Annotated in this window: 21 protein-coding genes and 2 pseudogenes; 10 read left to right on the top strand and 13 right to left on the bottom strand. The window is 33.9% G+C overall.

The window, feature by feature from the left end:
* The first annotated feature begins 52 nt into the window (after positions 1-52).
* A pseudogene (locus tag F6K18_RS29395) lies at positions 53-621 on the top strand (Uma2 family endonuclease).
* Positions 622-663: 42 nt separating this feature from the next.
* On the opposite strand, the gene F6K18_RS36975 reads toward F6K18_RS29395, so the two are convergent.
* The 4 genes from F6K18_RS36975 to F6K18_RS29380 all read right to left on the bottom strand — a co-directional run bounded on the left by F6K18_RS36975 (position 664) and on the right by F6K18_RS29380 (position 5,383).
* Positions 664-894 carry a hypothetical protein gene (locus tag F6K18_RS36975; protein WP_353735209.1) on the bottom strand — a complete coding sequence of 77 codons (231 nt, stop codon included), beginning with the start codon at positions 892-894 and terminating at the stop codon, positions 664-666.
* A gap of 213 nt (positions 895-1,107) precedes the next feature.
* Positions 1,108-1,311 (bottom strand): hypothetical protein, encoded by a 204-nt coding sequence (locus F6K18_RS36970; protein ID WP_353735208.1) that lies wholly within the window; start codon positions 1,309-1,311, stop codon positions 1,108-1,110.
* A gap of 246 nt (positions 1,312-1,557) precedes the next feature.
* Entirely contained in the window at positions 1,558-2,061 is a 504-nt protein-coding gene (locus F6K18_RS29385; RefSeq protein ID WP_124144056.1) for a DUF4149 domain-containing protein, read from the bottom strand.
* Between the two features lie 1,540 nt (positions 2,062-3,601).
* The gene (locus tag F6K18_RS29380; protein WP_287526134.1) at positions 3,602-5,383 is read right to left on the bottom strand and encodes a sodium:solute symporter; all 1,782 of its coding nucleotides are present in this window, start codon (positions 5,381-5,383) and stop codon (positions 3,602-3,604) included.
* 1,089 nt (positions 5,384-6,472) lie between these two features.
* On the opposite strand from F6K18_RS29380, the gene F6K18_RS29375 reads away from it, so the two are divergent.
* On the top strand, positions 6,473-6,670 hold the full coding sequence (locus F6K18_RS29375; protein WP_287526132.1) for a hypothetical protein: 198 nt from the start codon (positions 6,473-6,475) through the stop codon (positions 6,668-6,670).
* A 107-nt stretch (positions 6,671-6,777) separates the two neighbouring features.
* Here the strand turns inward: F6K18_RS29375 and F6K18_RS29370 are convergent, their stop codons facing one another.
* Positions 6,778-7,254, bottom strand: a complete 477-nt coding sequence (locus F6K18_RS29370; protein WP_287526130.1) for a TspO/MBR family protein — start codon at positions 7,252-7,254, stop codon at positions 6,778-6,780.
* A gap of 400 nt (positions 7,255-7,654) precedes the next feature.
* Positions 7,655-8,335 carry a hypothetical protein gene (locus tag F6K18_RS29365; RefSeq protein WP_287276533.1) on the bottom strand — a complete coding sequence of 227 codons (681 nt, stop codon included), beginning with the start codon at positions 8,333-8,335 and terminating at the stop codon, positions 7,655-7,657.
* Between the two features lie 1,013 nt (positions 8,336-9,348).
* Between F6K18_RS29365 and F6K18_RS29360 the strand changes: the two genes are divergently transcribed.
* Both F6K18_RS29360 and F6K18_RS29355 read left to right on the top strand, forming a co-directional pair.
* The gene (locus F6K18_RS29360; RefSeq protein WP_287526127.1) at positions 9,349-9,687 is read left to right on the top strand and encodes a zinc ribbon domain-containing protein; all 339 of its coding nucleotides are present in this window, start codon (positions 9,349-9,351) and stop codon (positions 9,685-9,687) included.
* Positions 9,688-10,354: 667 nt separating this feature from the next.
* The gene (locus F6K18_RS29355) at positions 10,355-11,524 is read left to right on the top strand and encodes an ion transporter (RefSeq protein ID WP_287526159.1); all 1,170 of its coding nucleotides are present in this window, start codon (positions 10,355-10,357) and stop codon (positions 11,522-11,524) included.
* A 974-nt stretch (positions 11,525-12,498) separates the two neighbouring features.
* Here F6K18_RS29355 and F6K18_RS29350 read toward each other — a convergent pair.
* Complete coding sequence (locus tag F6K18_RS29350) at positions 12,499-12,897, bottom strand: hypothetical protein (RefSeq protein ID WP_287242519.1); 399 nt, start codon at positions 12,895-12,897, stop codon at positions 12,499-12,501.
* A gap of 418 nt (positions 12,898-13,315) precedes the next feature.
* On the opposite strand from F6K18_RS29350, the gene hslO reads away from it, so the two are divergent.
* From hslO to F6K18_RS29330, 4 genes are all read left to right on the top strand, one after another.
* Complete coding sequence (gene hslO / locus F6K18_RS29345) at positions 13,316-14,251, top strand: Hsp33 family molecular chaperone HslO (protein ID WP_287526125.1); 936 nt, start codon at positions 13,316-13,318, stop codon at positions 14,249-14,251.
* A 535-nt stretch (positions 14,252-14,786) separates the two neighbouring features.
* A complete protein-coding gene (locus F6K18_RS29340; RefSeq protein ID WP_287526123.1) occupies positions 14,787-16,952 on the top strand; it encodes a hypothetical protein in 2,166 nt (721 codons plus the stop codon).
* Between the two features lie 718 nt (positions 16,953-17,670).
* Complete coding sequence (locus tag F6K18_RS29335; protein WP_287526121.1) at positions 17,671-18,393, top strand: aldehyde oxygenase (deformylating); 723 nt, start codon at positions 17,671-17,673, stop codon at positions 18,391-18,393.
* Between the two features lie 172 nt (positions 18,394-18,565).
* Positions 18,566-19,585, top strand: a complete 1,020-nt coding sequence (locus tag F6K18_RS29330) for a long-chain acyl-[acyl-carrier-protein] reductase (RefSeq protein ID WP_287526119.1) — start codon at positions 18,566-18,568, stop codon at positions 19,583-19,585.
* A gap of 193 nt (positions 19,586-19,778) precedes the next feature.
* Here F6K18_RS29330 and F6K18_RS29325 read toward each other — a convergent pair whose 3' ends face one another.
* Entirely contained in the window at positions 19,779-19,901 is a 123-nt protein-coding gene (locus tag F6K18_RS29325) for a hypothetical protein (protein WP_287526117.1), read from the bottom strand.
* 57 nt (positions 19,902-19,958) lie between these two features.
* On the opposite strand from F6K18_RS29325, the gene F6K18_RS29320 reads away from it, so the two are divergent.
* Positions 19,959-20,255, top strand: a complete 297-nt coding sequence (locus tag F6K18_RS29320; RefSeq protein WP_124143831.1) for a hypothetical protein — start codon at positions 19,959-19,961, stop codon at positions 20,253-20,255.
* A gap of 427 nt (positions 20,256-20,682) precedes the next feature.
* Here F6K18_RS29320 and F6K18_RS29315 read toward each other — a convergent pair whose 3' ends face one another.
* The 4 genes and pseudogenes from F6K18_RS29315 to F6K18_RS37400 all read right to left on the bottom strand — a co-directional run.
* On the bottom strand, positions 20,683-20,814 hold the full coding sequence (locus F6K18_RS29315; RefSeq protein ID WP_287526161.1) for a hypothetical protein: 132 nt from the start codon (positions 20,812-20,814) through the stop codon (positions 20,683-20,685).
* Between the two features lie 355 nt (positions 20,815-21,169).
* Complete coding sequence (locus F6K18_RS29310; RefSeq protein WP_287526115.1) at positions 21,170-21,616, bottom strand: PAS domain-containing protein; 447 nt, start codon at positions 21,614-21,616, stop codon at positions 21,170-21,172.
* Positions 21,617-21,651: 35 nt separating this feature from the next.
* Positions 21,652-21,855: a hypothetical protein gene (locus F6K18_RS29305; RefSeq protein WP_287526113.1), complete on the bottom strand. Its 204-nt coding sequence runs from the start codon at positions 21,853-21,855 to the stop codon at positions 21,652-21,654.
* A gap of 261 nt (positions 21,856-22,116) precedes the next feature.
* Positions 22,117-22,398: pseudogene (locus F6K18_RS37400) on the bottom strand (histidine kinase); the annotation flags it as partial.
* A 478-nt stretch (positions 22,399-22,876) separates the two neighbouring features.
* Between F6K18_RS37400 and F6K18_RS29295 the strand changes: the two are divergent.
* On the top strand, positions 22,877-23,650 hold the full coding sequence (locus F6K18_RS29295; protein WP_287526112.1) for a hypothetical protein: 774 nt from the start codon (positions 22,877-22,879) through the stop codon (positions 23,648-23,650).
* Between the two features lie 109 nt (positions 23,651-23,759).
* Here F6K18_RS29295 and F6K18_RS29290 read toward each other — a convergent pair whose 3' ends face one another.
* Positions 23,760-25,646: a caspase family protein gene (locus tag F6K18_RS29290; protein ID WP_287526110.1), complete on the bottom strand. Its 1,887-nt coding sequence runs from the start codon at positions 25,644-25,646 to the stop codon at positions 23,760-23,762.
* Between the last annotated feature and the right edge of the window lie 591 nt (positions 25,647-26,237).

Here is a 26,237-nt window from a genome sequence, read left to right as displayed (position 1 = left end):
ATCCCCATTTTCTAGAATATTTGAGAAAGCACTGTATGGAGTAAAAATAATTATGCTAACCTCTGTTGATTCACCCAAACAAATTACTCTCGAAGAATTTTTACAATTGCCATAAACAAAACCAGCAAGCGGATATATTAACAATAAAATTTATCAAAAACCAATGCCGCAAGGAGAGCATAGTAGAATTCAAACCTGTCTATCATCAGCAATTAATCAAGCAGGTGAACCACAAAAGTTAGCAATGGCATTGCCAGAATTAAGATGTACTTTTAACGGAGGTTCCATAGTTCCAGATATTTCAGTTTTTGCATGGCATGGCAACGTATTCCGAGAAAACCTAATGGTAGAATCGAAAATAGATTTGAAATAGCACCAGATTGGGTAATAGAAATTCTCTCGCCAGACCAAGGTGCTAATCAATTAATTAATAAAATTCTTTTCTGTCTAAATAATGGTACTCAGTTGGGTTGATTAATAGATTCTGAAGATGAATCTGTACTAATTTTTCAACCTAACCAGCAACCAGAAGTTAGATATGATTCTGATAATTTACCCATCCTCAATTTATTAACAGATTGGCAATTATCTGTTGCAGATTTATTTGGTTGGTTATATTAGATTTAGGGAGTAGGGAGTAGGGAGTAGCTGAATGCTTAAATACTAACTAACAAAACTGGTTAGTATTCCTAAAATTTGCGGTAAGTTTTTGATAGAATATTCCTCTAAATCTAATACTAGAGTTTGAGCTTCTAATTCTAAAAATTGCCAAGGTGTTCCCGTGGTAATAGCTCCATAAATTTTGCGAATTTCATTCCCTATTATTTTGATTAAAAATCTGGCCAGCAACCATTTCGGCAATACATTGACCAAAGCCAGATTTAATATTATCATTCTTAGCTTCTACAAGAGTAACTATTGGTGCTTGAATTATCGTTTGTAATGTGGAACGACTAATACTAATAATAAAATCGCAAAAACCATTTAACTCTAGCTCTGGATTAACATTAAATTCGATGCCAGAAAATAAGCCTATTTGATTATTAGATATTTTTTTACTTCTGCTAATACTGGAGCAATAATAAATTCTATTTGCGGAGCATTCCGTCAGGAAACGAGCTTTTTCCGAAGCGTTCGCGCTAGCGTTGCGGAGCAAATCGCCACTGCTAATGGTAGATAATATTCTAAAGCTTCTTGAAGAAATTGACTGGGAATAACATCTGGTAATTTATTAAATTTACCCAAGTTTTCGACCAGCTGAAGATTAAAATTAGTGAGAACTTCCTCTAAGGTAAATTTACTGTAAGGCATGAGTTTCTTTAGAGGTCATTTTCAGTTATCAGTTAGTCAGTTAAGGGTGGGCAAATATTAACTTAATTGAGATTAATTTTATCTCAACCAAAATTCACCCACCCTACTTTCTTCACCTACAACATTATTATAGCGTTTCTCTGGCTAGTGAGGTAGTTTTATCTTTCTTCCCTGTTGCCTGTTGCCTGTTGCCTGTTGCCTAAAGCAAACGAACTTTGTACCTCACGCTTTTTGGGAATTGCTATATTAGTTTTTTTGTTGATAACACCAACCAAGTAAAGTACCGCCAACAACTAATTTAATTACTTCTAATAACCAGTAACCGCCGTGCATTTGATTCATAGTAACAGGAACTTCTTTAACTGACTCAAACAGATTTAGATTTATACCCAAAGCACTCATTTGAGGAGTTAAACCGTAAGTATCAATTAAAGCGATCGCCAACAATGCTATAGAAAATATAATTGCTGTTTTAGTATTTTTAATTAAATTATTTGGTGTGGCACTTAATACTAATAAACCTGTTAAACCCAAGCTTGCACAAATTAATTCAAGTCGGTTAAACAACGAAAACATTATTGAACCTGCTGCTGTAAAATCTGATGTATTCATCATGCCAGAAGCATACATACTAGGCATAATTACCACGTCTAAAATTATGCAGGCACTTAACCAGAAACCTAAAGTTAAACAAACTATTGTTTGCCAACGTTTTTGATTAGATTCCAGATTTGAAGAAATAGTTGCCATATATTTTTACCTATTTAGAGTTATATATGAATGAGTTATCTTCAGCTTAACTAAAATTCGCCTCAATTAGTATTAAGTATTTTTACAATCTGATTTTGATAAGAAATGTAAAAATAACTAAAAATTCCCAAACAAAAAATCTAAGTTATAGCACTACGCAAATAGGGCGCGGACATTTATAAATGCTAAAATTCACTCAGGGATTATTTTTGACTTTTTACTTTTGACTTTTAACTTGCGCGTAGCGCTGTAGTAATTAAGTTGGTGGGCATAAATAGACGTTTCCGTTTGTCATGCTGCGCAAAAAAACGAAGAGTCTGAAAATGAAGCCAGAAGGCAGTTTTCAACCTAATTTTCAAAGTTTTGAATTTCTCTGGTTATTTTACGGATAATTAAACCGACCTACTTAGTAATTGGCACACTTTTCAAATAACTTGATACTTATTTAATATTGGGTTGCATAGAATTAAGGTTTCAAGAATAAATAATTGACTTTAGATCGAGGTTGATAACTTATAGAAGTTGATAATTTTGTGGAGTTTCACATAAAATTGGTATTACTATTTTAGAAATAAATTTCAAAACTTGAGGCGAATTTAGGTAGATAAAGTTTCCCTAATTTGAGTATTAAAAATCTCAAATTATTTCAACTAGGGAATAGATATTAAGGAATTATTTTTCCCTCAACTTTATCCCTAATAAAAATTCGATCAACGTTTTTTACAAATAGTAGAAGTAATAAAGAAGGAAGAAGCAATAAGCAAGAAGGAAGGAGGAATAAATATTGAAAAAAAAGAGAAAACGATAGAAATTACCATATAAAATGAACTGAATAAGCTATTTTTAAGCATATCTGATCAAGATGCAATTTTTAATGTTCAGTTATGGCAAATTTAAATTGTGAATATATAGTCATTTAAAATAAGAATAAAACACTTTTTCGGCTGAAATTCTTTACAAGGCAAGAAACCTTTTTCTCAATCTAAGCTGAAATAACTATATAGCAATTCCCAAAAAGCGTGAGGTATAGCGCTGTGCGCAGGCAACAGGTAACAGGCAACAGGCAACAGGGGGAATAAATTGCCGATAATATAAGAATTTTAGCTATTTGGCCCCTCCTGCAATTTGTAAATATACCAGCGCTCATTGCTATACAAAATTTTAGGTTTGAGGGAACAAGGAACAGGGAACAGGGAATAAAAAGGTAAGCATTCAGCTATTAGCAGTCAGCTATCAGCAATTATTCATTATTAATTGCTTCTCAGGTTTGGTCCGGAGATTTTGAAAGTAACTTTTTATTCAAACTCAATTTCAAAGGTTGCTTTTACCTTTCCCAACATTAATAGCTGAATAGCTGATAGCTAATAGCTGACAGCTGAATGCTTACATAAAAAGACAAAAAGATAACTGTACCTCACGACCTTGGGAAACCCTATATAAGCTTAAAACATCTGTATATTCCCTATTTATTTCCAGAACGGATGTTCCTTTCATCCATTATCTTAAATTATTTTCAAAATCAAAGCATATTAGCTTAAGTCTATATTTTCTCCAAATACTTAAACCAAGTAAAATACAATCCAATCGACAATAAAATAAATATTAATAATAAAATACCAAAATTATCCCACTGCTTCATCATCAACATCATTCCCATCAAAAATAAAACCAACTGCCAAGGAATAGCAATCAAAGTTGCCATAATATCTCGTTTATTTTCTGCCTGAATTTTTGCCTGAATATTAGTTGGTAATTTTTTCCTCACTACTTCCCAAAAGCCAAAAGGTCTGGTAACCCGATAAAAATTATCAATCGTTTCTAAGTTAGTTGCTGGTGTAAAAAATGTCCCCAAAATACATCCTAAAAAAGAACAAATACTCGGCACCAAAAATAAAATATATTCCTGAATTTGAGAATTATTCACCACAGGTAAAATTACCCCTTTTGTCAAAATAGCTGCAACCAAACCCGCTCCAGTACCAATGGCAAACCCATAACCATTAAATCTCCACCAATACCATCTCAATACTAAAGGAATAAACAACCCAGTTCCTAAGCCTAAAGTTAACCATCCCCAGATATCATTAATATTCGTAATATTAAAACTAAACATTAACCCTAAACCAACAATGACAATAGATGCTAAACGACCTTGATTAACTAATTGTTGATTAGAAGCTTCAGGTTTAAGATAAGCTTGATAAATATCCTTGACCCAATATGCAGCACTAGAATTAATAATAGAATCAAAAGTTGACATTGCTGCTGCAATAAAACAGGCAATTAATAAACCCTTAATCCCTACCGGAATATACTCAGCAATTACAGTAGGTAAAACTAATTCAGGGTCAGAAATTACCTGATTTTTCAGACCATAATCTATTCCTAATACTGCAAAAGCTGTAACTAGAGGCCAGCGAAATGATAATAAGAAAATCCAGAATAAAGAAAGTAACCCAGCCTCACGATCGCTCTTCGCGGCAAAGTAACGTTGAGCCACATAACCACCTCCACCAGCAGCACCTTCGAGAAATACTTTAAAAGTATAAAACAACATCACTCCACCAAACAAATTAAAAATACTATAATCCCCTGGCAAATCAATAGTTATTGGTGGAGTAAGACTACTCCATTCTGCCAAATTCCATGGTTGTAATTGTTCTGTACCAGGAATGGAAATTGAAAAAGTATCTGGTAGATTTACAGTTTGAAAAGCCATAAAACAGATATATAAAACTGCCACAAAAATCAAGATTCCTTGAAAAATATCTGTCAAAACTACTCCATAAAAACCACTAATAGCAGTATAAATCAAAGCCAATAAAATGAGTAAAATTCCAGCAACTCTATCATCAATTTCCAAAAAAATTCCTAAAAATTTGCCACCCCCAACGGCAAAATAGCTAATAGAAGCAATAGCAAAAATAATATTAGCAACTGCACTAATAATTCTGGCAATATTTCCTTCTCGACCCATACCAAAACGTAACTGCATCCATTCAGCAACAGTCATTACTTGAGCGCGACGATTCCACTTTCCAATAAATGTCATTAAACAGGCTAGATATAATACTATTCCACCCCTAATTTCAATAAAAAATCCCTTAGTTCCCAAGGCATAAACTAAAGCAGTTAATATCATAGTACCTGCAAGGTCAGTATTAGAAGCCATACCAGAAGCACCCAAAACCCACCAAGGCAAATTCCGATTTCCGAGAAAGTAAGACTCTATTCCTGTCGAAGCTTTTTTTTGTAGAAAAACCCCAAAAACCATAATAAATACTAAGTAAATTATTACAACTATATAATCAATTATTTCCATAAAAGTAAATCTATAAATCAATTATCATTGATAATTTTATACTAAAGATAGCGCGATAGCAATTATGAGATTGTCCGATCATTATTATGAGAAAGTTTACACAAGAAAATATCCGTTGATTATGTTTTTCAATTAGAGTTAGTAGGCCGTATCTTCAACATAGATTATAGTTCGGGAATAGTTTTCATTGATGCAGGTTATGGCAATAACACAACTTTTATGAAAAACTCGAAGAAAGGAAATTAAAATATCTAGGATAAATCACAAAAAACAAAAAAGCAGTAGTTAAATAAGAAGTAAAAATCAGCATAGATAAACCTCTTCAATAATTGATAATTGATAATTAATAATTGATAATTGATAATTGATAATTGATAATTAATAATTGATAATTACTTTTCCCTAAAAGGAAGAAGATTGACGCGGTAGGGAAAATTTTTTCTTGTTTCTCCTTTAAAGGAGAGGCTTTAAACTTTAATTATTCAATAAGAAACTTACCATTAAATAAATTTGAATCAGTGGTATTAAATCTAGAAAAAAAAGTTTGAGTTAGTACATTTATCAAAATAATATGGGTCGCGCAACCCCACCTTTTAAGGTGCAATATTTTTGGAGAGTTGCTCACACATCCCCGTTACAAAAATAACTTCTGACTTCTGACTTCTGACTTCTGACTTCGTTAAAGCCATAGTCTTTATAGCAAATTCATTTCTAAGTTACATAAAATAATATTTCGATCGGGGTTGACCCTAGATCGAGATAGACAAGTTAATAAATTTCATAATTCTGTGCCACCTCACATAAAATTGGTATAACACCATTTCTCAAAAATCCTACTACGGTCATAACCTTGATTTTGCGAACTTATAAAGCAACTTCTATTCCTCCATTCTTTGGCGATCGCTACAAATAAAATGAACAAATTTCATCCTACCTAGCTAAGGCAAAAAAATCACCATCACCATCATCATAACTATTAAATACTCCACAGTAACTGCAACAAATTCAACTACCTTTGCTGAAAAAAAAGAAAATTCACCCCAAATATTTTTGTTCTTTATTTAGTCAGAACAAATCATCAAACATTTTATGATTCTCGTGTCAAAAGAGATATTACCGTTATCTATCCAACTACTTACTTATGATTTTTGCTCAAAAAATTCCTCAGATAATTTAGCCTTGATTTTATTCCTTCATTCCTTGGCGATCGCTACCAACAAAATGAACAAATTTCATCCTATCCAGGCAAGGTCAAAAAATCACCATCACCATCATCATAACTATTAAATACTCCCCACTAACTTCAATAAATTCAGCAATAAATAAATAGTAGTTAAAAATTTAAGTCCAGCAAAGTTTCCCGTAATTGATATAACACTAAAAATTAGTTACTCTTACTGATTTTCAGAATTAATACGATTCATTTCCCAAGTAGTATAAGTACCAATTGGACTCCAAAATATATAAGGTAATAATAATATTCCAGCCCAACTATTAATTTGCCAGACAGTCAAAATTACTATCATACTTAATACAAAACCCGTTCCTCCAATAATTGTTCCTACCTTCAAATTTTGCATCCAAAACATCACAGGTGTATAGGCTATTGTCACAATTTCTAACAATAAATATAATGCCATTAATAACCAAGTTTTTTTAGTTCCTGGATCCTGTTCCCAGATAATATATGCAGACCAAGCACCACAAATAAAAATTATCGTCCAAATGATAGGAATTGCTCTTTCAAAAGTTAACCAATTAGGTCGTTGTAGATGTCTAAACCATTGGATACCTCTAGACGGCGTAAAAATACTACTACTGAATGCTATTAAGAAAGTAACCGCACCAATTATCATCCAAGATTTAATCATTTTTTTTATAGTTTATAATTCATAGCAATACAAAAAAAATTATAAGTATCTAGCTAGTTAGAGTTTTTCTATTTTAGCCTTCATATTTTACTAAAGTTTGGGAGTCCTAACCAAGGAAGCATTAAGCCAGAGTCTAAGCTTTTATCTAATCAATTACTATTTTCAGGAATCCTAAATCATTCATAGTAATTTGATTGTTCTCAGTTCCCTCAAAGTCTAAAATATTTCACAAATTGAAGAAGATTGCTATCTTCAATAAGATTGCTATCTTGATCAGAATAACACTCTATTCCTACTATTTATGAGGAGTATTAGGTTTAACAAAAGATTCAATCTAACCTCAAAAAAACCTGATGTAAAACCCATCCCAATAACAGTAAACTAGTGCTAAACAAATTAACTAACCAAGTCGATGATTTTGTTCTAGTTCAATACTAGATTCATCCTCATTATCTTTAGGAACAAGAAAATTACCATTTTGAGGCTGTAAAACAGCTTTAATTGTTTTCAGAAAACGATTTGATGAAACTTTACCATTAAGTCTTTGACGCTCTTTTACCTTCTTAATAAGATGTCGCATTACAGATACATCTAATTCATCTATAAAATGGTCAGCTATTTTTTCTCCCATTAAATCAATTGCTTCAGAATACTGCTTTTTTAACATCTCTATGGCTGCATACTCTTCATTATTAATTTCCTCTGAAGTCTTATTTATTGCATCATAATCATTACAAACAAAATTTTCTGTTCCTTGATGTTTTTTTGCCGAATTACTTACATTTGTATAAATATTATTTTCCATCATATTTTCACCATTTTCCTGAGTAAATTTTTGTGTTGGAATTTGACGACGATCTATAAAACTTTGATAATCGATAATACTCATGCCAAGATTATAAATATGATGATGTACATGATCTATTAGATCCACTTCATCTGGATTGTAGTAACCACGATTATTGTCAATACCATGTAATTGTGCCCAACGTTTTAGAGTTATTTCATCGTCTAAATTGTATCTCTCTAACATTTGACTGGTAGTTAGCTCGCTTTGTGGTGTTACTTTAAAATCACTCATTAATTAATTCTCCTTAACATTATTTGATTCCTGTATATTATAGATTTTATATTAGCATCAAATATCGATTTCAACTATCATAGCTGGATTGCCACAAAAAAAATAAATTAGTTTGATAGCACTTTATAAATACTCTTGAAAATAATAATTAAGCTTAATTAATTTACCAGATTAATCTTAGACAAAAAGTATAGAACCTCACATCTATGACTAAGGAAGAAGTAAGAGGGAAGTAAGAATAAGTAATAAACAAATTTTGAATAAGGCAGAAGGCAGGAGGGAAAATTAGACCAGGATCTATTCTAAACGTCACTTCGTATCTTATAACCCCAACCAATTTTAATAGCTGATTTATTAAGTAAATATTAAGAGGCTGAATTCCTTGCAATACAAAGGTTTTTGGAGTTATAGCCCAATAATACCTAAATTCCTGAGAGTTAGATTACATAAGGGTTTTAGCTAAGTTTACAAATCAGCTCTAAGCACCCCCCTTTCAACAATTAATAATTAATAATTAATTATTAATTATTAACAATTACCTCTCCTTGAAAAGAATAGCATTGACGCGGAGCGTGAAAATTTTTTCTTCTCTTGGTCGATTGGATATGGCGAGGAAACCTCGCCATCCCTCGACCGCTTTTTCTCCTTTAAAGAAGAGGCTTTAAACCTTAATTATTCCGCAAGGCAAGGTATTAAACCCATCATAGAAAAGATCAAAGAAGAAAAAGCAATCGAAATAGGTTGCTTATAGGATTAGATAAGTTCTTTTTATGCCTAATTTTCAGCCTTTTTTTTGTAGGATTCTTTTTTTAAATTGATATAACATATAGATAGTGTTTATAGATGAGTTGTAGATATTAGGCTATAATTTATTCCTACTAAAAACTCTCTTGATTCACGGTCACTATTCTTCATCATCTCTCAAAAAATTAATTTTCTGTTTATAACATCTGGAAACACTTTAACATCATCTATAATTAAAAACTAAGCCTTTTACTGCAAGAACTATTACTATGCCTGTATACGATTATTTTTGTCCAACTAATCAGCAAAAACTAGAAGTTTGGCACAGTATAAATGAAAATATTACAACTTGGGGCCAGTTATGTAAATTAGCTAAATGCGACCTTGGTGACACCCCAGAAGACACTCCTGTTAAACGTATGATTAGTGCCCCTAGAATAATAGTAGAAACAGGCATCAGCGATTTAAAAAGTCAAGGATTTAGTAAATTAGTAAAAAGAGACCAAGGAATCTATGAAAATATCACAGCAACAGGCGATGAAAGTCGCATAGTAAATATCAACGACCATAGTACCTATCCAAATTTTAAGCAAAAACTAGGAGACTAAATATCACAAAAAGCTTTCTAATTTTTACTCCAATAATTTTCTCCAAAAATAAAAATTAGAAAATCAAAATCATGGTTTATTACATCAACAAGCTACTGCTGTTATAAAAATTTTGATGGTTGCTTAATATTCATATATAGCAATTCCCAAGAACCGTGAAATACAAAATTCGCTTGTTTCAGGCAGTAATGAGTATTAATGCGGGAAACAGGGAATAACGATGCGACCCCGCGTCGGAGACAGACCACAGGGAATGCGCATCAAGACAGAAAAGAAGAAAAACAACAGTATCTCAGTAACTTGATAAGCACTATATATAGTCGAATAATGTATTAATAAGTAGAATATATTAACAAGTGTTTTTTTCTATATTAAACATCTCCAAAAATCAAAAATAAAATCAATTCTCACACAGCAATTATCAATTATTTCCCCCTACTGCCTACTGCCTACTCCCTGCTCCCTCTTTTCTGGAGATGTCTATTGATTTATGACTAATTCAAATTCTAGTCTTTTATTCCTATTAAAAAAACACAATTTCCAGCCTTATCTACAACCTTTTTTGCAACTACCAATAGTAAATATTACTATTGGTATAATCATAATTTTGTCCGTTATATTAACCATAGTAGAATTATCTATACCTGAAAAATAACCCTATCTATTAATATGTAATACATTTAGTAAAATATTCACTATATTATTTGTTATAGAATTAAGCTTCTGGTTTATAGTTGCCCCTAATAAAAAAGTTTATTTTCAAGAATACTGGTTAGACATACTAGCTATATTACCATTACTAAGAGTCTTCAGATCGATTAGAGCTTTACGACTATTACGCTTACTAAGAATACTCAGGTTACCTGGTTTTTTCAACCGTTATGCCAGCACCTTTCTTTATATCTTACAAAGAGGAATTAAAGAATACCTAATCGTTGTTGGACTACTGCTACGAACTATTATGTTTGGTAGTGTTGCTATCCTAGTATTTGAAAGTAGTAGTAACCCAGACTTCACTTCCTTAGAAGAAGGATTTTGGTTTAGTGTTTATTCTCTATTTGCTGGCGAACCAATTCCGGCTTCACCATCCTCATTAGGAGGAAAAATAGTTGCAGTGTTTGTCATGTTTATGAATGTTACTATCTTTGCTATGTTGACTGGAAAAGTATCAGCATTTATGGTAGATAAAATCCGTAGAGAGGATGATATTGTGGACTGGGAAAGCTTTAGTAATCATACAATTATTTGTGGTTGGAATCGCAAAGCTGAGATTATAGTTAGAGAATTTAAAGCTGCTGGTCAAAGCAAAGGAATACCAATTATTGTAATAGCTGAATTTAATGATGAACCTAATTTTATTGCCCCAGATCTAAAATTTCGGATACAATTTCTCAAAGACGATTTTACCAAATTTACTGCTTTAGAAAAAGCAGGTATACGTCAAGCTGAAACTTGTATTATTTTGTGTGATAAAACCCATGGTCGTAGCGATCAAAATGCAGATGCTCGGAAAATTTTAGCAGCTTTAACAGCAGAAAAATTAAATCCAAATGTTTATACCTGTGCTGAATTACTTAACCGTGAATATGGCTCTCACTTAGATATGGGTCATGTCAATGATTATATAGTTAGCCAGGAACAAAGTGGTTTTCTATTAGCTCAAGCTGCTTTGAATAGAGGGTTAATGGGTGTATTTTCAGAATTACTAACTTATGAAAGGGGAAGTCAGTTTTATCGGATAACTATTACTGCTAAATGGATAGGGAAAACTTTTTTAGACTTGTTTATACATAACGCTATTTTAATAGCAGTTTCTCAGCCTCAAGGTAAGTTTTAAATTAATCCCGAACGCTATATTTTTCAGGAAAAATATAATTTAATTGTTATAGCTTCGAGAGAAATAAAATTATAAATTTGATTATTTTAAGCCATTGCTTTTAATTGTTTTTAGCATTAATAGCGGTTGGCGAAAAATAGCTAATATCATATAGCAATCCTAAATAGGTTGCGGGTAATCAAAAAGTAAATAAAAAAACTGAAACTCTTACCAGTTAAGTGTTCCCAGTTAAGTGTTCCCTAAAAAGCAGTAAGATTTTTTACACGAATAAAATAGGATTGCTATATCTCTTTAAATAGGGTTTGCTGAAAAAGTCTTATGGGTGAGGGTAGGAGGACCGAGTCAGGAGGACCGAGTCAGGAGAAATGGGAATTATAGAGGAGGTAGGAAGAAGAATAGTCCCTTGATTTTTCTGCGCAACTATGCGCCTAAAATGCTAATTTTTTGAACCTAAGCGACCTAAAAGCTGGGACTTTTTTCAACTAAAAAATGCTAATACCTTTATATGTAAATGCTTTTAGATTTAATCAGCAAACCCTAAATAACCACTTCGGAAAAATTTAGGGGGTAGGGAGCAGGGAACAATAGGAAATTTGTTTGCTCCCCATGACAAATGGAAAAAATATTCTCTTGAGAGAGAATAACATTTTTATTATGGCTAATTAATGAGACTTGATATAATAACTTAGTACAGCAATCCTGAATAGGTCAAAACCAAATAAAAAATACAGCAGATTTCATATAAGTTAAGGTGCACCAATGCTGAGCAAGATTCCTGCATTAAAAAAGTATTATTATTAATGTCTTTAACTGTATATATAGCACTACGCATTAAGGTTTTTGACATCAATAGAAGCTGAAACCCTTTTGATTTCCCTATTGCCTATTGCCTATTGCCTGTTGCCTTACGCGTAGCGCTATACTTGCAATTTACTGTAAATGGAAATAATTGCCATATTTTAAGAATTAATAACTTAAAACTTAACAGCTTTTTCTGGTGTAGCTAAAAACTCTCGCAAGCGAACTAAACTAAAAGTCTGACCTAAATTTAGAGGCAACATAGATATTCCTTCTAAACGAGATTGTATCCAACCATCTCCCCAATACCACTCGTGAAATCCATCAATACCTTGACTAAGTAACAACCTCAAACAATTTGACCCTACTACATCAACATAATGTTTAATTTCTATTAGGCCAACCATACTTTTAAACTCTAAACCCTGAGACAATTTTTCTGGTAGTCCAGGAGAAAAGCGTTGAGGCCACAACCATGTTTGTAACTGAGATGAACATAGTAAACTCTCTCTGATCGTAGCTTCAGTAGCTTCAATCTCAATCCGCAAATGGCTTTTTTGGAAAGTACCTAACATAACAATATAGTAATATAATTTTTGAATTTATACTTGGTATCTTTTGAGCGAACAAACCTAGAAAATTACAAATATCTAGCCTAACATTATTTACCAATAATTAGAGATAAAAAAAGCAAATTTTTGCTACAAATTTACTTATTTTTTATGATGTATTAGTATGTATTCTAGCAAAAAATTATTTCTCAAGATAATATTCATCGTGAATTTCATGACTGAATAATACTATCTATAATATATCATTATATCTAACAACTTAGACTAACACAATAAGCATAAAACTAATACAAAAACTAGGGAATAAATTATGTATAACCATTACTTACATCTATAATAAATATCTGACAAACTTAACAGGAATATTCCAACAGAGTTATGATAAAGACAATTCTAATTATTAAGAAATGTAAGGACTTCAATGGCAGATCGACTAATTAGAGCGACAGCAGCAGAAGGTGGCATTCGTGCTGTTGGTGTAATTACCACCCGCTTAACTGAAGAAGCAAGACAACGACATAAACTTTCTTGGGTGGCCTCTGCTGCTCTTGGCCGCACAATGGCTGCTGGACTATTATTAGCTTCTAGTATGAAAACTCCCGAATCAAGAGTCAACATTCGTGTCCAAGGCAATGGTCCTTTAGGAGGAGTTCTTGTTGATGCAGGACTAGATGGAACAGTACGAGGATATGTAGATAACCCTACAATTGAGCTTTCACCAAATCAAATCGGCAAATTGGACGTAGGAAAAGCAGTAGGCAACCAAGGTTTCTTGTATATAGTAAGAGATATAGGTTATGGCTACCCATACTCCAGTACAGTAGAGTTAGTATCTGGAGAAATTGGAGATGATATTGCTCATTACTTAATTGTATCAGAACAAACACCATCCGCTTTAGTGCTAGGAGTATTTGTAGATACAGAGGGTATACAAGCAGCAGGAGGACTTTTGTTACAAGTTATGCCCAAAGCAGCCATAGATGAAGAATTAGTTCAAACCTTAGAATCTCGTATAGCCTCCCTCTCAGGGTTTACTCCATTGCTTCGAGCTGGCAAAACATTACCAGAAATTTTGCAACAACTTTTGGGAGACATGGACTTAAATATATTTCCCGAAAGTAAAATAGTTCGTTTTCACTGTGGTTGCTCTTTTGAAAAAGTTTTAGGAGCATTAAAAATGTTTGGTGTTGATGAACTAAAAGATATGATTGAAAAAGACAATGGTGCCCAGGCAGTCTGTGAATTTTGTGGAGAAGTATATCAAGCTAGTAAACAAGACCTGATACAACTAATTGAGGACTTACAACAACCCTTCACAGAAATTCCTGTTGGACAACTACACAAATCATCTTCATAAGTTTATTCTAAGAATTCAGAACACATAAATAATTAGATCGTTTTCTTCTGAATTCATACCTGTATAGAACCAATTTGATACCTTGGTCACAAGAATAAGGGAGGCGTAGGTTCGGTAATGAAAATCAAATGTGAGGGCTAATTTTTCTGTAAAAACTGATGCTTCAGATAATTACGAAAGATAATTACGAATAATAATTATAAATTTATAGATGTTAAATAGGATACATGTTAAATAGGTTTCATATTATTAAAGATGGGTTTTCCATATTAGCGATTAAACTAAGTTTTTGTTTTTATTTTTTCAACTGAAAAACTTGTAAAACCTCCTGGTATTAATTGTTTTCTCAAACAATTAATTTTCTGTTCATATTGAGGTTGCATCTTTTCCCAAAATAGTGTATAAATATAAACCGCAGATAATTGAAGCCTAAATTTAATATTTTAGATAAAGGCCTACCCACAGGCTAAACCAACCGGAAAGTCATTAAACATGAAATATATCTGTTGCTTGCTGTTCGGGATAAGTAGTGTATATGAATGAAAAATACAAAACAATAGACCGTATACGGACACTACGCCAGATGAAGCAAAAAAAACAAACCCAATGGCAACTACCTGAACGTAGGAAAAACCGCGAAGAAAGACTGCAGCAACTTAGATCCAATGGCAGTCAGATACAAACATACAAACATCCGGCCAAACCTTCCACTCTGCAAAAACATTCAGTTTCTCGAATAGAAAAAACTAAGCAAAAAAGCCCAAAATCTGCAAATAATACTTGGCCGATAAAATGGCTATTTTGGATAGCACTATTGGTAATAGTTCCAGCTGGGGCAGGTATAACAGCCATATCAGCCTTATTCAAATTACCTTCTCAGGCAGATTGTGAAGCAAGTTATTGGCCAACCGCATCAGCAAGCAAACGTCTTTATTGTGCTCAGATATTAGCTACTTCTCCCACAGTAGATAGTTTACTTCAAGCAATTAATTTGGTAGATGTTTTATCAAATGACCATCCAATGCGTCCAAATATTGATGTTTACATTGAACAATGGTCTGAAAAAATATTGTCCCTGGGAGATTTAGCTTTTCAAGATGGAAAATTAGAAGAAGCTATTAAAATTGCCCAAAAAGTACCTCAGAAAGTTTCAGCTTATCCAGTTGTCAAAGAACAGATTCAAAATTGGCAACAAACTTGGACTAAAGCTGAAACAACTTATAAGAAAGCTCAAGAACATCTGCGTCAGGAACAATGGAACCAAGCTTCCATGGAAGCTTCTCGTCTACTATCAGTACCAAATGTACATTGGGAAACGAAAAAATATCAGGAACTAATTAACGATATAAAAAGAACTCGCAAAGAAGGTGACAAATTAAACCAAGCACGAGACATAGGCGAACAAGGTGGACTAGATAATCTCACGAATGCTGTCAAAAAAGCTCAAGCAATTGGAAAAAATAGCTATCTCTATCAGACCGCTCAAAAGTTGATACTAAATTTGGGCGAACAAATAGCAGATATGGCCTTAGTAGAACTAAATGAAGGAAATTGGCAAGAAGCACTCAAGATAGTTAATAAAGTTCCAGAAAATGATGTCCTAGAGGAAAAAGTAAAAGATATAGAATTATTAGCTCGTGCCCATTCTCCAGCTAATCTGGGTACAATAGTGGGACTAGAAGATGCTATTGCTCAAGCTCAAAAACTCAAAACTGAACGACCTCTTTACAGCAAAGCTCAACAGTTAATTAGTATTTGGCAACAAGAAATTGCAGATGTCAAGATTATAGAAGAAGGGAAAAAACTAGCCCAACCAGGAGGAATTAGCGATTTGAAAGTGGCGATCGCTAAATTGCAGACTGTTCCTCCTTATAACCCCCGTGGACAAGAAGCAACTACTTTGATAGGAAATTGGAGTAGACAACTACAGCAACAAGAAGACCGGCCTTATTTGGAAAAAGCAGAAAAATTAGCAAGTTTTGGCGATATTAGTTCTATACAAGCTGCCATTGATGAAGCAAGTCAAATTGGTAGGGGCAGAACTCTATATGAGGAAGCTCAACAGAAAATCCAAAGGTGGACACAAAGAGTTCAACGTTCTCAAGATCAACCAATTCTTGATAATGCAGAACGCCTAGCATCCTCAGGTAATTTAGAACAGGCAATTATTACAGCACAACAGATTCAACAAGGAAGGGTTCTATATCCCCAAGCTAACTCCAAAATACAACAGTGGCAATCTCAAAAAGAGGCAAAAGAAAGTTTAGAGAATGCTCGTCAAGCAGCAGCAGTAGGTACGGTAGATGGTTATGCTCAAGCTATCAGTCTAGCACAGAAAGTACCCACTTACAGTTCTAGGCAATTGGAAGCTTCCCAGTTGATTAATCAATGGGGTCAACAAATTTTATCGATCGCTATGGACGAAGTTAATCAAAATGTACCACTAGCTATTGAGATTGCTAGAAAAATCCCGGTAAATAGTGTTGCTTATAACTCAGCTCAGAGTCAAATTAGAATTTGGCAAACCTGGCTGAATCCAACTCCAGAATATCAGACTCCAACTCCAGAAGCTGTAGAGTATCAAACTATACCTATACCTCCAGACCAATCTCAAAAATTGAGAGAAGAAAATCAAAAGACCATAACAGATGAGAGAGGCAAACCCCTAATATCTGCACCAAAGTTTATGAATAATAATTAGGGTTTGCTGATGGAAGTCTTTTGGTAAGTTGAGGAGTAAGTAGTCAGTAGTCATTATTCATAAATCAGGAGTCAGGAGTAACGGGGGATTATAGAGGAGATAGTAGGAAGAATCGTCCCTTGATTTTTCTGCCCAACTCTTGAGCAAAATCCTAAATTTTTGAACCATTACCACCTAAAACCTAGCACTTTTTGAGACTTAAAAAGGCACTTACCTTTATCTGTAAAGACTTTTAGAATTAATCAGCAAGCTCTAATTAACTCAACTGTCCTAACCTAGAGAAGATTAAAGAATTATTGGCCATTTGTGTAACCAGGCTAGTAGTGAGTGCTCGGCATAGTGGCAACAAGCGTTGTCTGGTTTTGTGCTCCTAACTACTCTGTCTATTAAGCCTGTATTTTGATGATAATATCGGTCTCTATCTCTTACAACATTCTCTAACTAGAGTTTGCTGGACTTCTTAGTGTTTCTGTTAAAATGGTCAGTGGATTGATGTATAATTTAATTGTGAGTAAGTATTTATACTAAAAACTAAGCTTTTTTTGACATAAATGGAGGTTCTCACCAAGATTAAGGCCAGATTCACCGAATAAATTACAGTTAGACTAGGCAATTATTCTAGAAAGTAGGTACAGTAAACTATAAGCTAAGTTAAGATAAACCAAATATTTTTCTTTGCCCTGATAAAGCAATTTTTTGATGAGGAGATAACTAACTGATGACAAAGCTTGAAGCAATTTCTACCATAGATTCTCAAAGTGAAACTGACAAAACAATATTTGAAAGTGACACTTACAAAGATGCCTATAGCCGAATTAATGCAATTGTGATTGAAGGAGAGCAAGAGGCATACGAAAATTATATAAGTCTGGTCGAAATGCTACCAGACCACAAAGATCAGCTCATAAAACTCTCCAAAATGGAAAATCGTCACAAAAAAGGCTTTCAATCTTGTGGCCGAAATCTGAAGGTGACACCAGATATGGAATTCGCCAAAAGTTTTTTTGAGCCACTACATAAAAACTTCCAAGAAGCAACAAAAACAGGTAATTTAGTTACTTGCTTGCTAATTCAATCTCTAATTATTGAATGCTTTGCGATCGCAGCCTACAATATCTATATACCAGTGGCCGACCCCTTTGCTCGGAAAATTACTGAAGGTGTAGTCAAAGATGAATATAGCCACCTCAACTTTGGCGAAGTATGGCTAGAAGAGCATTTTCAAGACTCCAAAGCAGAACTACAGGAAGCAAATCGCAAAAACTTACCCCTCGTATGGAAAATGCTGAACCAGGTGGAAAAAGATGCTAAGACCCTGGGAATGCAAAAAGAAGCTTTGATTGAAGATTTTATGATTGCTTATGGCGAAGCTTTGAACAATATTGGCTTTACAACTGGAGAAATTATGCGGATGTCAGCTTATGGTCTGGCTGCTGCATAGTTGATTTCAATCAAAATGGAAATTAGGATGAGGAATGAGTAATGGTGTAGCATTTAACAAAAAACTTTTTCATAGTGAAAATATAGGCGTTGCCAACTGCCATATACCAATTTCTCTCTGATTTCCACACACCATCAACAATAACTAACTTACTAATAATACTTACAATTTAATGTTTGGTCTAATTGGTCATCTAACTAGCTTAGAACACGCCCAATCAGTAGCAAGGGATCTAGGGTATCCAGAGTATGCAGATCAAGGTCTTGATTTCTGGTGTAGCGCTCCACCTCAAATAGTCGATACAATTAAAGTAACAAGTATCACAGGTCAAAAAATTGAAGGCAAGTATGTAGAATCTTGTTTTCTACCGGAAATGCTAGCAGCTCGCCGAATCAAAGCAGCAACTCGCAAAATAATGAATGCTATGGCTCATGCTCAGAAGCATGGTATTGATATAACTGCTTTAGGGGGTTTCTCATCAATTATTTTTGAGAATTTTAACTTGCAAAAATTTCAGCAAATCCGCAATATTACATTAGAATTTAAACGTTTTACTACTGGTAATACTCATACAGCCTATATTCTCTGTCAGCAAGTAGAACAAGCTGCCCAAAAGTTAGGAATCGAATTGTCAAAAGCAACAGTTGCAGTATGCGGGGCAACTGGTGATATTGGTAGTGGAGTCTGTCGCTGGTTGAATACTCAAACAGAAGTGGCAGAATTATTATTGATAGCTCGCGAGCAAGAGCGGCTAAAAAATCTACAAGCGGAATTAGGACGAGGTAAAATTTTAGAATTAAATGCAGCTTTACCTCTGGCAGATGTTATCGTTTGGGTAGCTAGTATGCCCAAGGGTGTAGAAATTGATCCAAATTTTTTGAAGAAACCTTGTTTATTAATTGACGGTGGTTATCCAAAAAACATGGCGACTAAAGTTCAGCAAGAAGGAATCTATGTTCTTAATGGTGGAATAGTAGAACACTCTCTTGATATTGACTGGAAAATTATGAACATTGTCAATATGGATGTGCCTGGTCGTCAGTTGTTTGCCTGTTTTGCAGAGTCAATGCTATTGGAGTTTGAAAAGTTATATACTAATTTTTCTTGGGGGCGTAATTTAATTACTGTAGAAAAAATGGAACTAATTGGTCGGTTATCTGTCAAACATGGATTTAGCCCTCTAATGCTTTGAAGAATGCAGAAGAAATATTTAATTTATTAATTTAGGAACATTTGATTTTCTTCTAGTTCAAAAGCAAAAGAACATGGATAATTGATGTTTTGTGAACAATTAAATGAAGGGCGTTGCTAAATGAATGTATGATTTTTCTAGATTTTGAATTAAGTGTATAGCTTTCAGCAATCTATTCATATCATACCTATAATCAAAAACGCCCTTTTTTAGTTTGACTTCCTCTCTCCAATACTATCATTAATCCCGAATTAATACAACGCCAAATTTTCACTGGAGCGATCGCTACTATATTTCCGGAATTTACTGATGGCATGAAGGATCTAACTAGAAGAACCTAGATAAGTTTATTCAATGTTTGGAGTGGGAAGATATGTCTAATAATTCTACATCAAAATTTCGTCCAAGAAAACATATTATTTCTCTTGGTTGGTTTAGCTTTATAATGATTAGTAGTTTTACTGGTTTAATTAGAGATGGAAATTTTGGGAGCTTACCAATAAATTTTTTAATTGGTAGTATTCCAGTGGCTATTGGTCATAATCTTGATATTCAGAATCAGAAAAAAGAGCAGAAATTGCTTTTAGCAGAACAGGAAAAACGTAAATTAAAACTAATGGTAGATTTAGCTGTGAGTCAAACCTTGCTGGAAAGAGCGGAAAATTTATAATATAGCAGAAGAAAGAAGAAAGAAGAAAGAAGAAAGAAGGAAGAAGGAAGAAGGAAGAATAAAGAAGAAAGAAGAAAGAAGGAAGAAGGAAGAAGAAAGAAGGAAGAGGGAAGAGGGAGGAAAGCTATTTATTGAGCAAGAAAAAAACTTAAATTTCCTGTAGATATTCACCCTTGGGTTTACACAAATGATTGCGCTCGGACATGATATGACTTGAGAAAGGATAGGAGTTCCTCAAAGATAGTTAGTGAAGGTTTTCCATTTCCCTTACAGCGCTTTTCAGATAGATAAACCACATCGTCATAACCAAAATCCTGTAGGGGCTTTTTGGCCATTTACTAATGTAGAGCTGCCGCTTTACTTTATATGTTGCGGAGCAAAACGCCCCGACTGTGGTCTATTGAAATGAAATGAAAAGCGCTGTAATTTAAAATCTGGATTTATGCCAAGGAATTAGACTAGCCATCACTATCCAACGATTGTCTGGAGATAGTTGGCCATTGAACGGCAGTTCAAATTTTTCTGGTGCAGTGTCACCTTGGCCTACTGGTCTGTACATGGTGTGTGCAGTTATAGATACCACCGAATCAGAGTGTATTTTAGCTCAAAATCAAGTACAATTTCCAATCAAAAATGCCTTAAATCTTGACTATGTAAATTTTTGAGATTTATTCAGCAAACCCTAATTAACAAACCACAAGGAATTGCAGTTTCTAAATTAAGAGCGATCGCTTCTACATGAATTATAGGTTTTTTACTCGGTGATGAATTTCTTTGAGCAAAATTTCTTTTTCTTGAAGAGAATTTTGGATTTGCTCTTCTGCTGTTTTGCGATCGCTAATATCAATACAACTACCAATATAACCAGCAAACTTACCATTGAGATTAAATCTAGTGCAGGATGGCGGAAATAACTAACCAGTTAAAAAAGGTTCAAAAGCTTGTACAATAACCCTTCTTCCCTTCTGCCTTCTGCCTCCTGGCTTCTGCCTTTTTGCACTAGGAACCCCTTGATTTAAAATCCAACGGTATTTGCCATCTTCTCTTCTCAAGCGATATTCTATAGTAAACGATTGATGGGTATAAAAACTTACTCGATAATTTTCTAAATAATTTTGCACATCTTCAGGATGAATTCCCTCTAACCAACCTTTCCCAACTTCTTGTTCTAAGTTACGCCCAGTAAAATCTAGCCATCTTTGATTAAAATAGTTAAAAATACTATTAGTTCCAGACATCCAAATTAACACAGGGGCAGTATCAGCCATCATCCTAAAACGTTTTTCAGTTTCGCGCAATGCTAATTCTGCCTCTTGAGATTCTAAAGCACTAACAAAAATTTTCCCGATAATTTTTAACAAATTAATTGTAGATTTTGTCCAACTGCATAATTTACTTACTGTTCTGCATCTATTAACTCACAAAGCTGTTTTAATGCTATTTGAATACTATTATTAATTTCATTAGCATTAAGATTAATAAAGCTAGTAGAGATATTAGCAACAAGTTTTTCCAATTCTAGTTTTTGCTTGAGAGTTACTTCTGCTGCTTTGTGATCGCTAATATCTGTTTCTGAGCATATTAATTGACTTGTATTCAAATCATATTCCCAACTGCCTATACCAGCAGTTTTTTCTACTTCTATTAATTTGGCTTGATTATGAAGAATACTTTCTAAAGTTTATTTTTCATCTGTAATATCTCGTACCACTACATAGATTAAATTTTCTGTTAAGAAAGGAACACTATTCCAAGCTAACCAACGATACAAACCATCTTTAGTCCGATAACGGTTCTGGAATTTTATAGCTTTAGCATTATCAGTAATTTTTTTGACTTCTGCAAGAGTAGTATCTTTATCTTCTCCACTATCAGTAAACTTAACAGCATTAGAAAGTAAGTTGGCAAGTATTTGACGTAGCCTTGTCACATCACCTACTATTGCTTCTGGGGTATTTTGATAGATAATATAAGCTAATTCTAAACCTTTAGCACCAGCTTGAGAGGCTACTAAATCTAAGGTTGATTCTACACAATTTCTGAGATTAAAAGGTTGGTCTTCTAATTCTAGCTTCCCAGATTCAATTTTAGAAAAATCAAGAATGTCATTAATAATTGTTAGTAATGAATCACTACTATGACGAAGAATTTGTCTAATTTATTAATCAAAAACCAGTCAAATTTTGAAAGAGAAAAAAGCGAAATTTATGAAGCAGGACTATTAAGTATTCCCTGGCAGCACTTTGACCAAACAGGAGCCCGAGTGGGAAGAGCAAACTATACCACGAATGTAGTGTTTCATTAATTGATAATGGATAATGGATAATTACCTCTGGTTAAAACCGTCCTTGATTGAATATCAGGAAATATTATTTCTTCTCTTGGTCGATTGGAGGCCAGCTCCGAGACCTCGCCATCTCTCGACCGCTTTTTTTCCCCTTGAAAGGGGAGGAAGAGTAAGCTGAATTATTTAATTAATAATTATTAATTATTAATTATTCGGTAACCCTCTTTATACGGTCTACTTTACCACTGCTAATAAAGATCGATTAAGTGTACTTCAAGGTTTACTGAACGGAAAAGAACTAGAGTTTATTCTCAACCCCTTCACCTTCTCATTGTTGGAGACCTTACGTATACCAGATAAATGGAAGAAGTCTCTGAAATTGTTGCCCCAAGAAACTGTATTGAATTCCACAGAGTTTAATGGTCTACTAGATAGACATTTACCATTATTAGGACTTCTCCAACGTAAACGTATTTTAGAAGCAGCAGCAATCGCTTTTTATCATCAGCAAAGGGACTGGCCAGTCATCAAGACTCTCATAAGTGATGATGCACCGACCTTCAAGTTACTAACTGATGAGTTGGCTTTGTATTGGATACATGAGGGACGACATTATAAAAAGTTAACTCCCAAGGTTTATTATCATCAAAAACTCCTGGAACAATTCTTGGATGATTTTTGGGATTACTACCGAGAGTTGCTTGCTGATAGAGATGCTCCCACACTTTCAACTGCACAAAGACTACGCTCTGAATTTTTACGACTTTTAACTACTGAGAGTGGTTATCAGCAATTGGATGAACGAAAACGATTAACTGTTACCAAAATCTCGGAGTTTCTGTTGGTGTTAGAGCATCCGGAATTGCCATTACATAATAACCCGGCGGAGTCTCTTGCTAGGACTATAGTGAGGATACGCAATATCAGTTATGGAACTCAGACGACTGAAGGGACTGCTTCTTGGGATACTTTTATGTCCCTTGTTGCTAATACTCGTAAGTTAGGATTGAGCTTTTTTGAATATGTACGCGATATAGCTGCCGCTAGGCTGCGCCAACACATTTTGAGGACAGGGAATATTCCCTCTCTGGCAACTATTATTGGCTGATCGCTCCTGTTGTTAATTCCTTTGGCTGGTCTTGGCCTCCATAAATCATTACCGACCCCATCATATTGAGTGGATACCTATTGATTGATAATTTATTATTACGATTGGTTCAATTTTTTTTCTTTGTTTGTTGTTGGTTTTTCCAGTCTTCTAGTGCTTCTTGAGCAGATCCATAAGCTGGTGTTCCATAAGGAACTAACTCACCAGCCAAAATAGCTTCACTTAAGTTGTTATTTTTGGCTCGTACTTTAGCTATGCTCAAAATAGTATTGCTCCACTGAGTAATTAGTTTTTGAGCTTCTTGATATTTAGGCCCACCAGGTAGAACTTTACGGGCATCACTAATTGCTTCAATATAAGATGAAGCTAGTCCTGGTTTAATCTTTTCTTTTGCAGTTTTGAGTAATGCTTCATTAAACCCTTTATTAGCTTTTTTTTGTTGAGTTACTTGGGGTTGCCATTCAGCGATCGCTAACTGTGCTTCTTGATAAATTGATCGGACATTCACAGGTACTAATTTAGCTGTATTAATTGCACTATCATAATCTCCTTTGAATGCTCGTCCACTAGCTATATCAAGAATAGTTAAACTCCAACGTTCTATTTGACTTTGTGCTTCAGGATAAAGTGGATCGCTTTGAGAAATTTGGGAAGCTTTAATAATTGCTTTACTAAAACTAGATGCTGTAACTGAATCAAGTTCAGTTATAGCTTCAGATAATATTAATTGATTTGCTGGGACTTGACTTTCTTCTTGCTTTCTGCTATAATCCTGAGCTATATCACTTTGTTCCTTAGATTGACCTTCAGAAGAAGAGACCACAGGTAATGTTGATAAAGTTACTTCTGATGAAGCATCTTCCTCCATCTCAGTTTTTGTAGTAGGGACAGTCGCTACACCTACCTGTTTTCCTGTAAATATAGACTTATTTGTTAAAAATACGCCTAATAGAAGTACTAGAAAAGTTAGACTACTTCCTACAATCAATTTTTGTAAAAAATATTTATCAGAATTAATGTTTTGAGAAATATTTTCAGACATTTCTGCTTTTATATATATATTATTTTTGCTATTTATTTGAGATTCAATTTGTTGATTATGACTCTTATTACCATTCACCATGTTGACTTTAGTAATGTTTGTTAAAGGAGTTTTTACTGATTTTAAAACTTGTTTTTTTGTTGTAGAAGCAATTAATGAATCAACAATTACACTTTCTTTTTCTTCCGTCGAGTTAGAATCATCATAATTTTTTTGAGGTAAAATCATCTGATTCAGTTTTTCAGCAGAATTTACCATTATTAGATGGTTTTGCTTTGGTTGTAGATATTGAGCAGATAATTCCGGTAAGCGATTACTTAAAAAATTATCTAACTCTTTGAGTGTTGTACATTTCCCATAACGTAACCCTTCTATTATAGTCCCTGTAAAAAATCCTAGACGTAGTGCAGAAGTTTCATAGGAAAGCTGCTGTGGACTACATGACATTAACAGAGGTATTTCTAACTCTCTCGCTACTTCTACTGTTTGAACACCAACTTGGTTATCCATTCCCATTAAATGATTGTGGTTAATATCCAACATAACCAAAACTTCTCCCGTAGGAGATATTTTCAAAGTTTCTAGTAGTTTTGTTATTGATATTCCTGTATTTTCAGGGTCTCTAGGATTACCATCAATTGGCATTATATAGTCTTGATTTTGATGAACAACACCATAACCACTAAAGAAATACCAGAGAAAATTTTCCTTTTGTAATTGATTTTGGCAAAAGTCTTCTATCAGGTCTAGTATATTTTCTTTACTAGGATAGGTTGGTTTTTCCCAAATTGGTAATAAATTACTGTCTGTTAATAATAGGCATTGTTCTGCTGAAAAATTTGTTTCGTTTAACAAAAAGCTATGCAGTGCTTCTGCATCTTGTTTAGCATAACTCAGAGGTTGAATAAACTCGTATTGATTTATACCAATAGCAATACAAGCATAATTTTTCATTTAACAACAATCCTGATACTTACATAAATTGCCTCTACCCTAGGATAACATTTATAGGCCATTACTATGATTATCTATTGTAAACCTTGTGGAGATGGCAGTAGCGGGGGGACAACTCAACTTGTTTGATTTGTTATCTAGCCCGAGAATCTATTTTTGCCTAGCGTTGCGTCACCACTTGCAAGAATCTCCCGTTATAATCGCCCTTATTTAAGGGTGAGAGTGTCAAGCCATTAATAAAAATATTCTACGATATGACGTTTCTTAGATTTAGTGAGGTACGCTTAACTTCTTCATTTGGCCTTAAATTTGAGATAACTCAGTTGCTACATACAAAACAAATATGTGGCATTAGTCCTTTCTCCTGTAAGTAAAAAGCAATAGTCCATAAAGTAATTTCAAAATGGACATTATTTCGCAGATATTTTTGAATCAAATATTTTTTGACATTTTTTTTAAAACGTCAAAAACCTCTCCAGACATGAGATGTAAGGATTATATTTCTACTAAAAATCAAAAAGTTTGCTCAAAGGGGTTGACATGCAAAGGTAGAGTTGCTAGATTAGTAAATGCGCAGGGAGAGAGGCAAAC

The organism is Okeania sp. SIO2C2, assembly GCF_010692625.1.
Taxonomy (GTDB): Bacteria; Cyanobacteriota; Cyanobacteriia; order Cyanobacteriales; family Microcoleaceae; genus Okeania; species Okeania hirsuta.
This window is presented reverse-complemented; position numbering and strand designations above follow the sequence as displayed.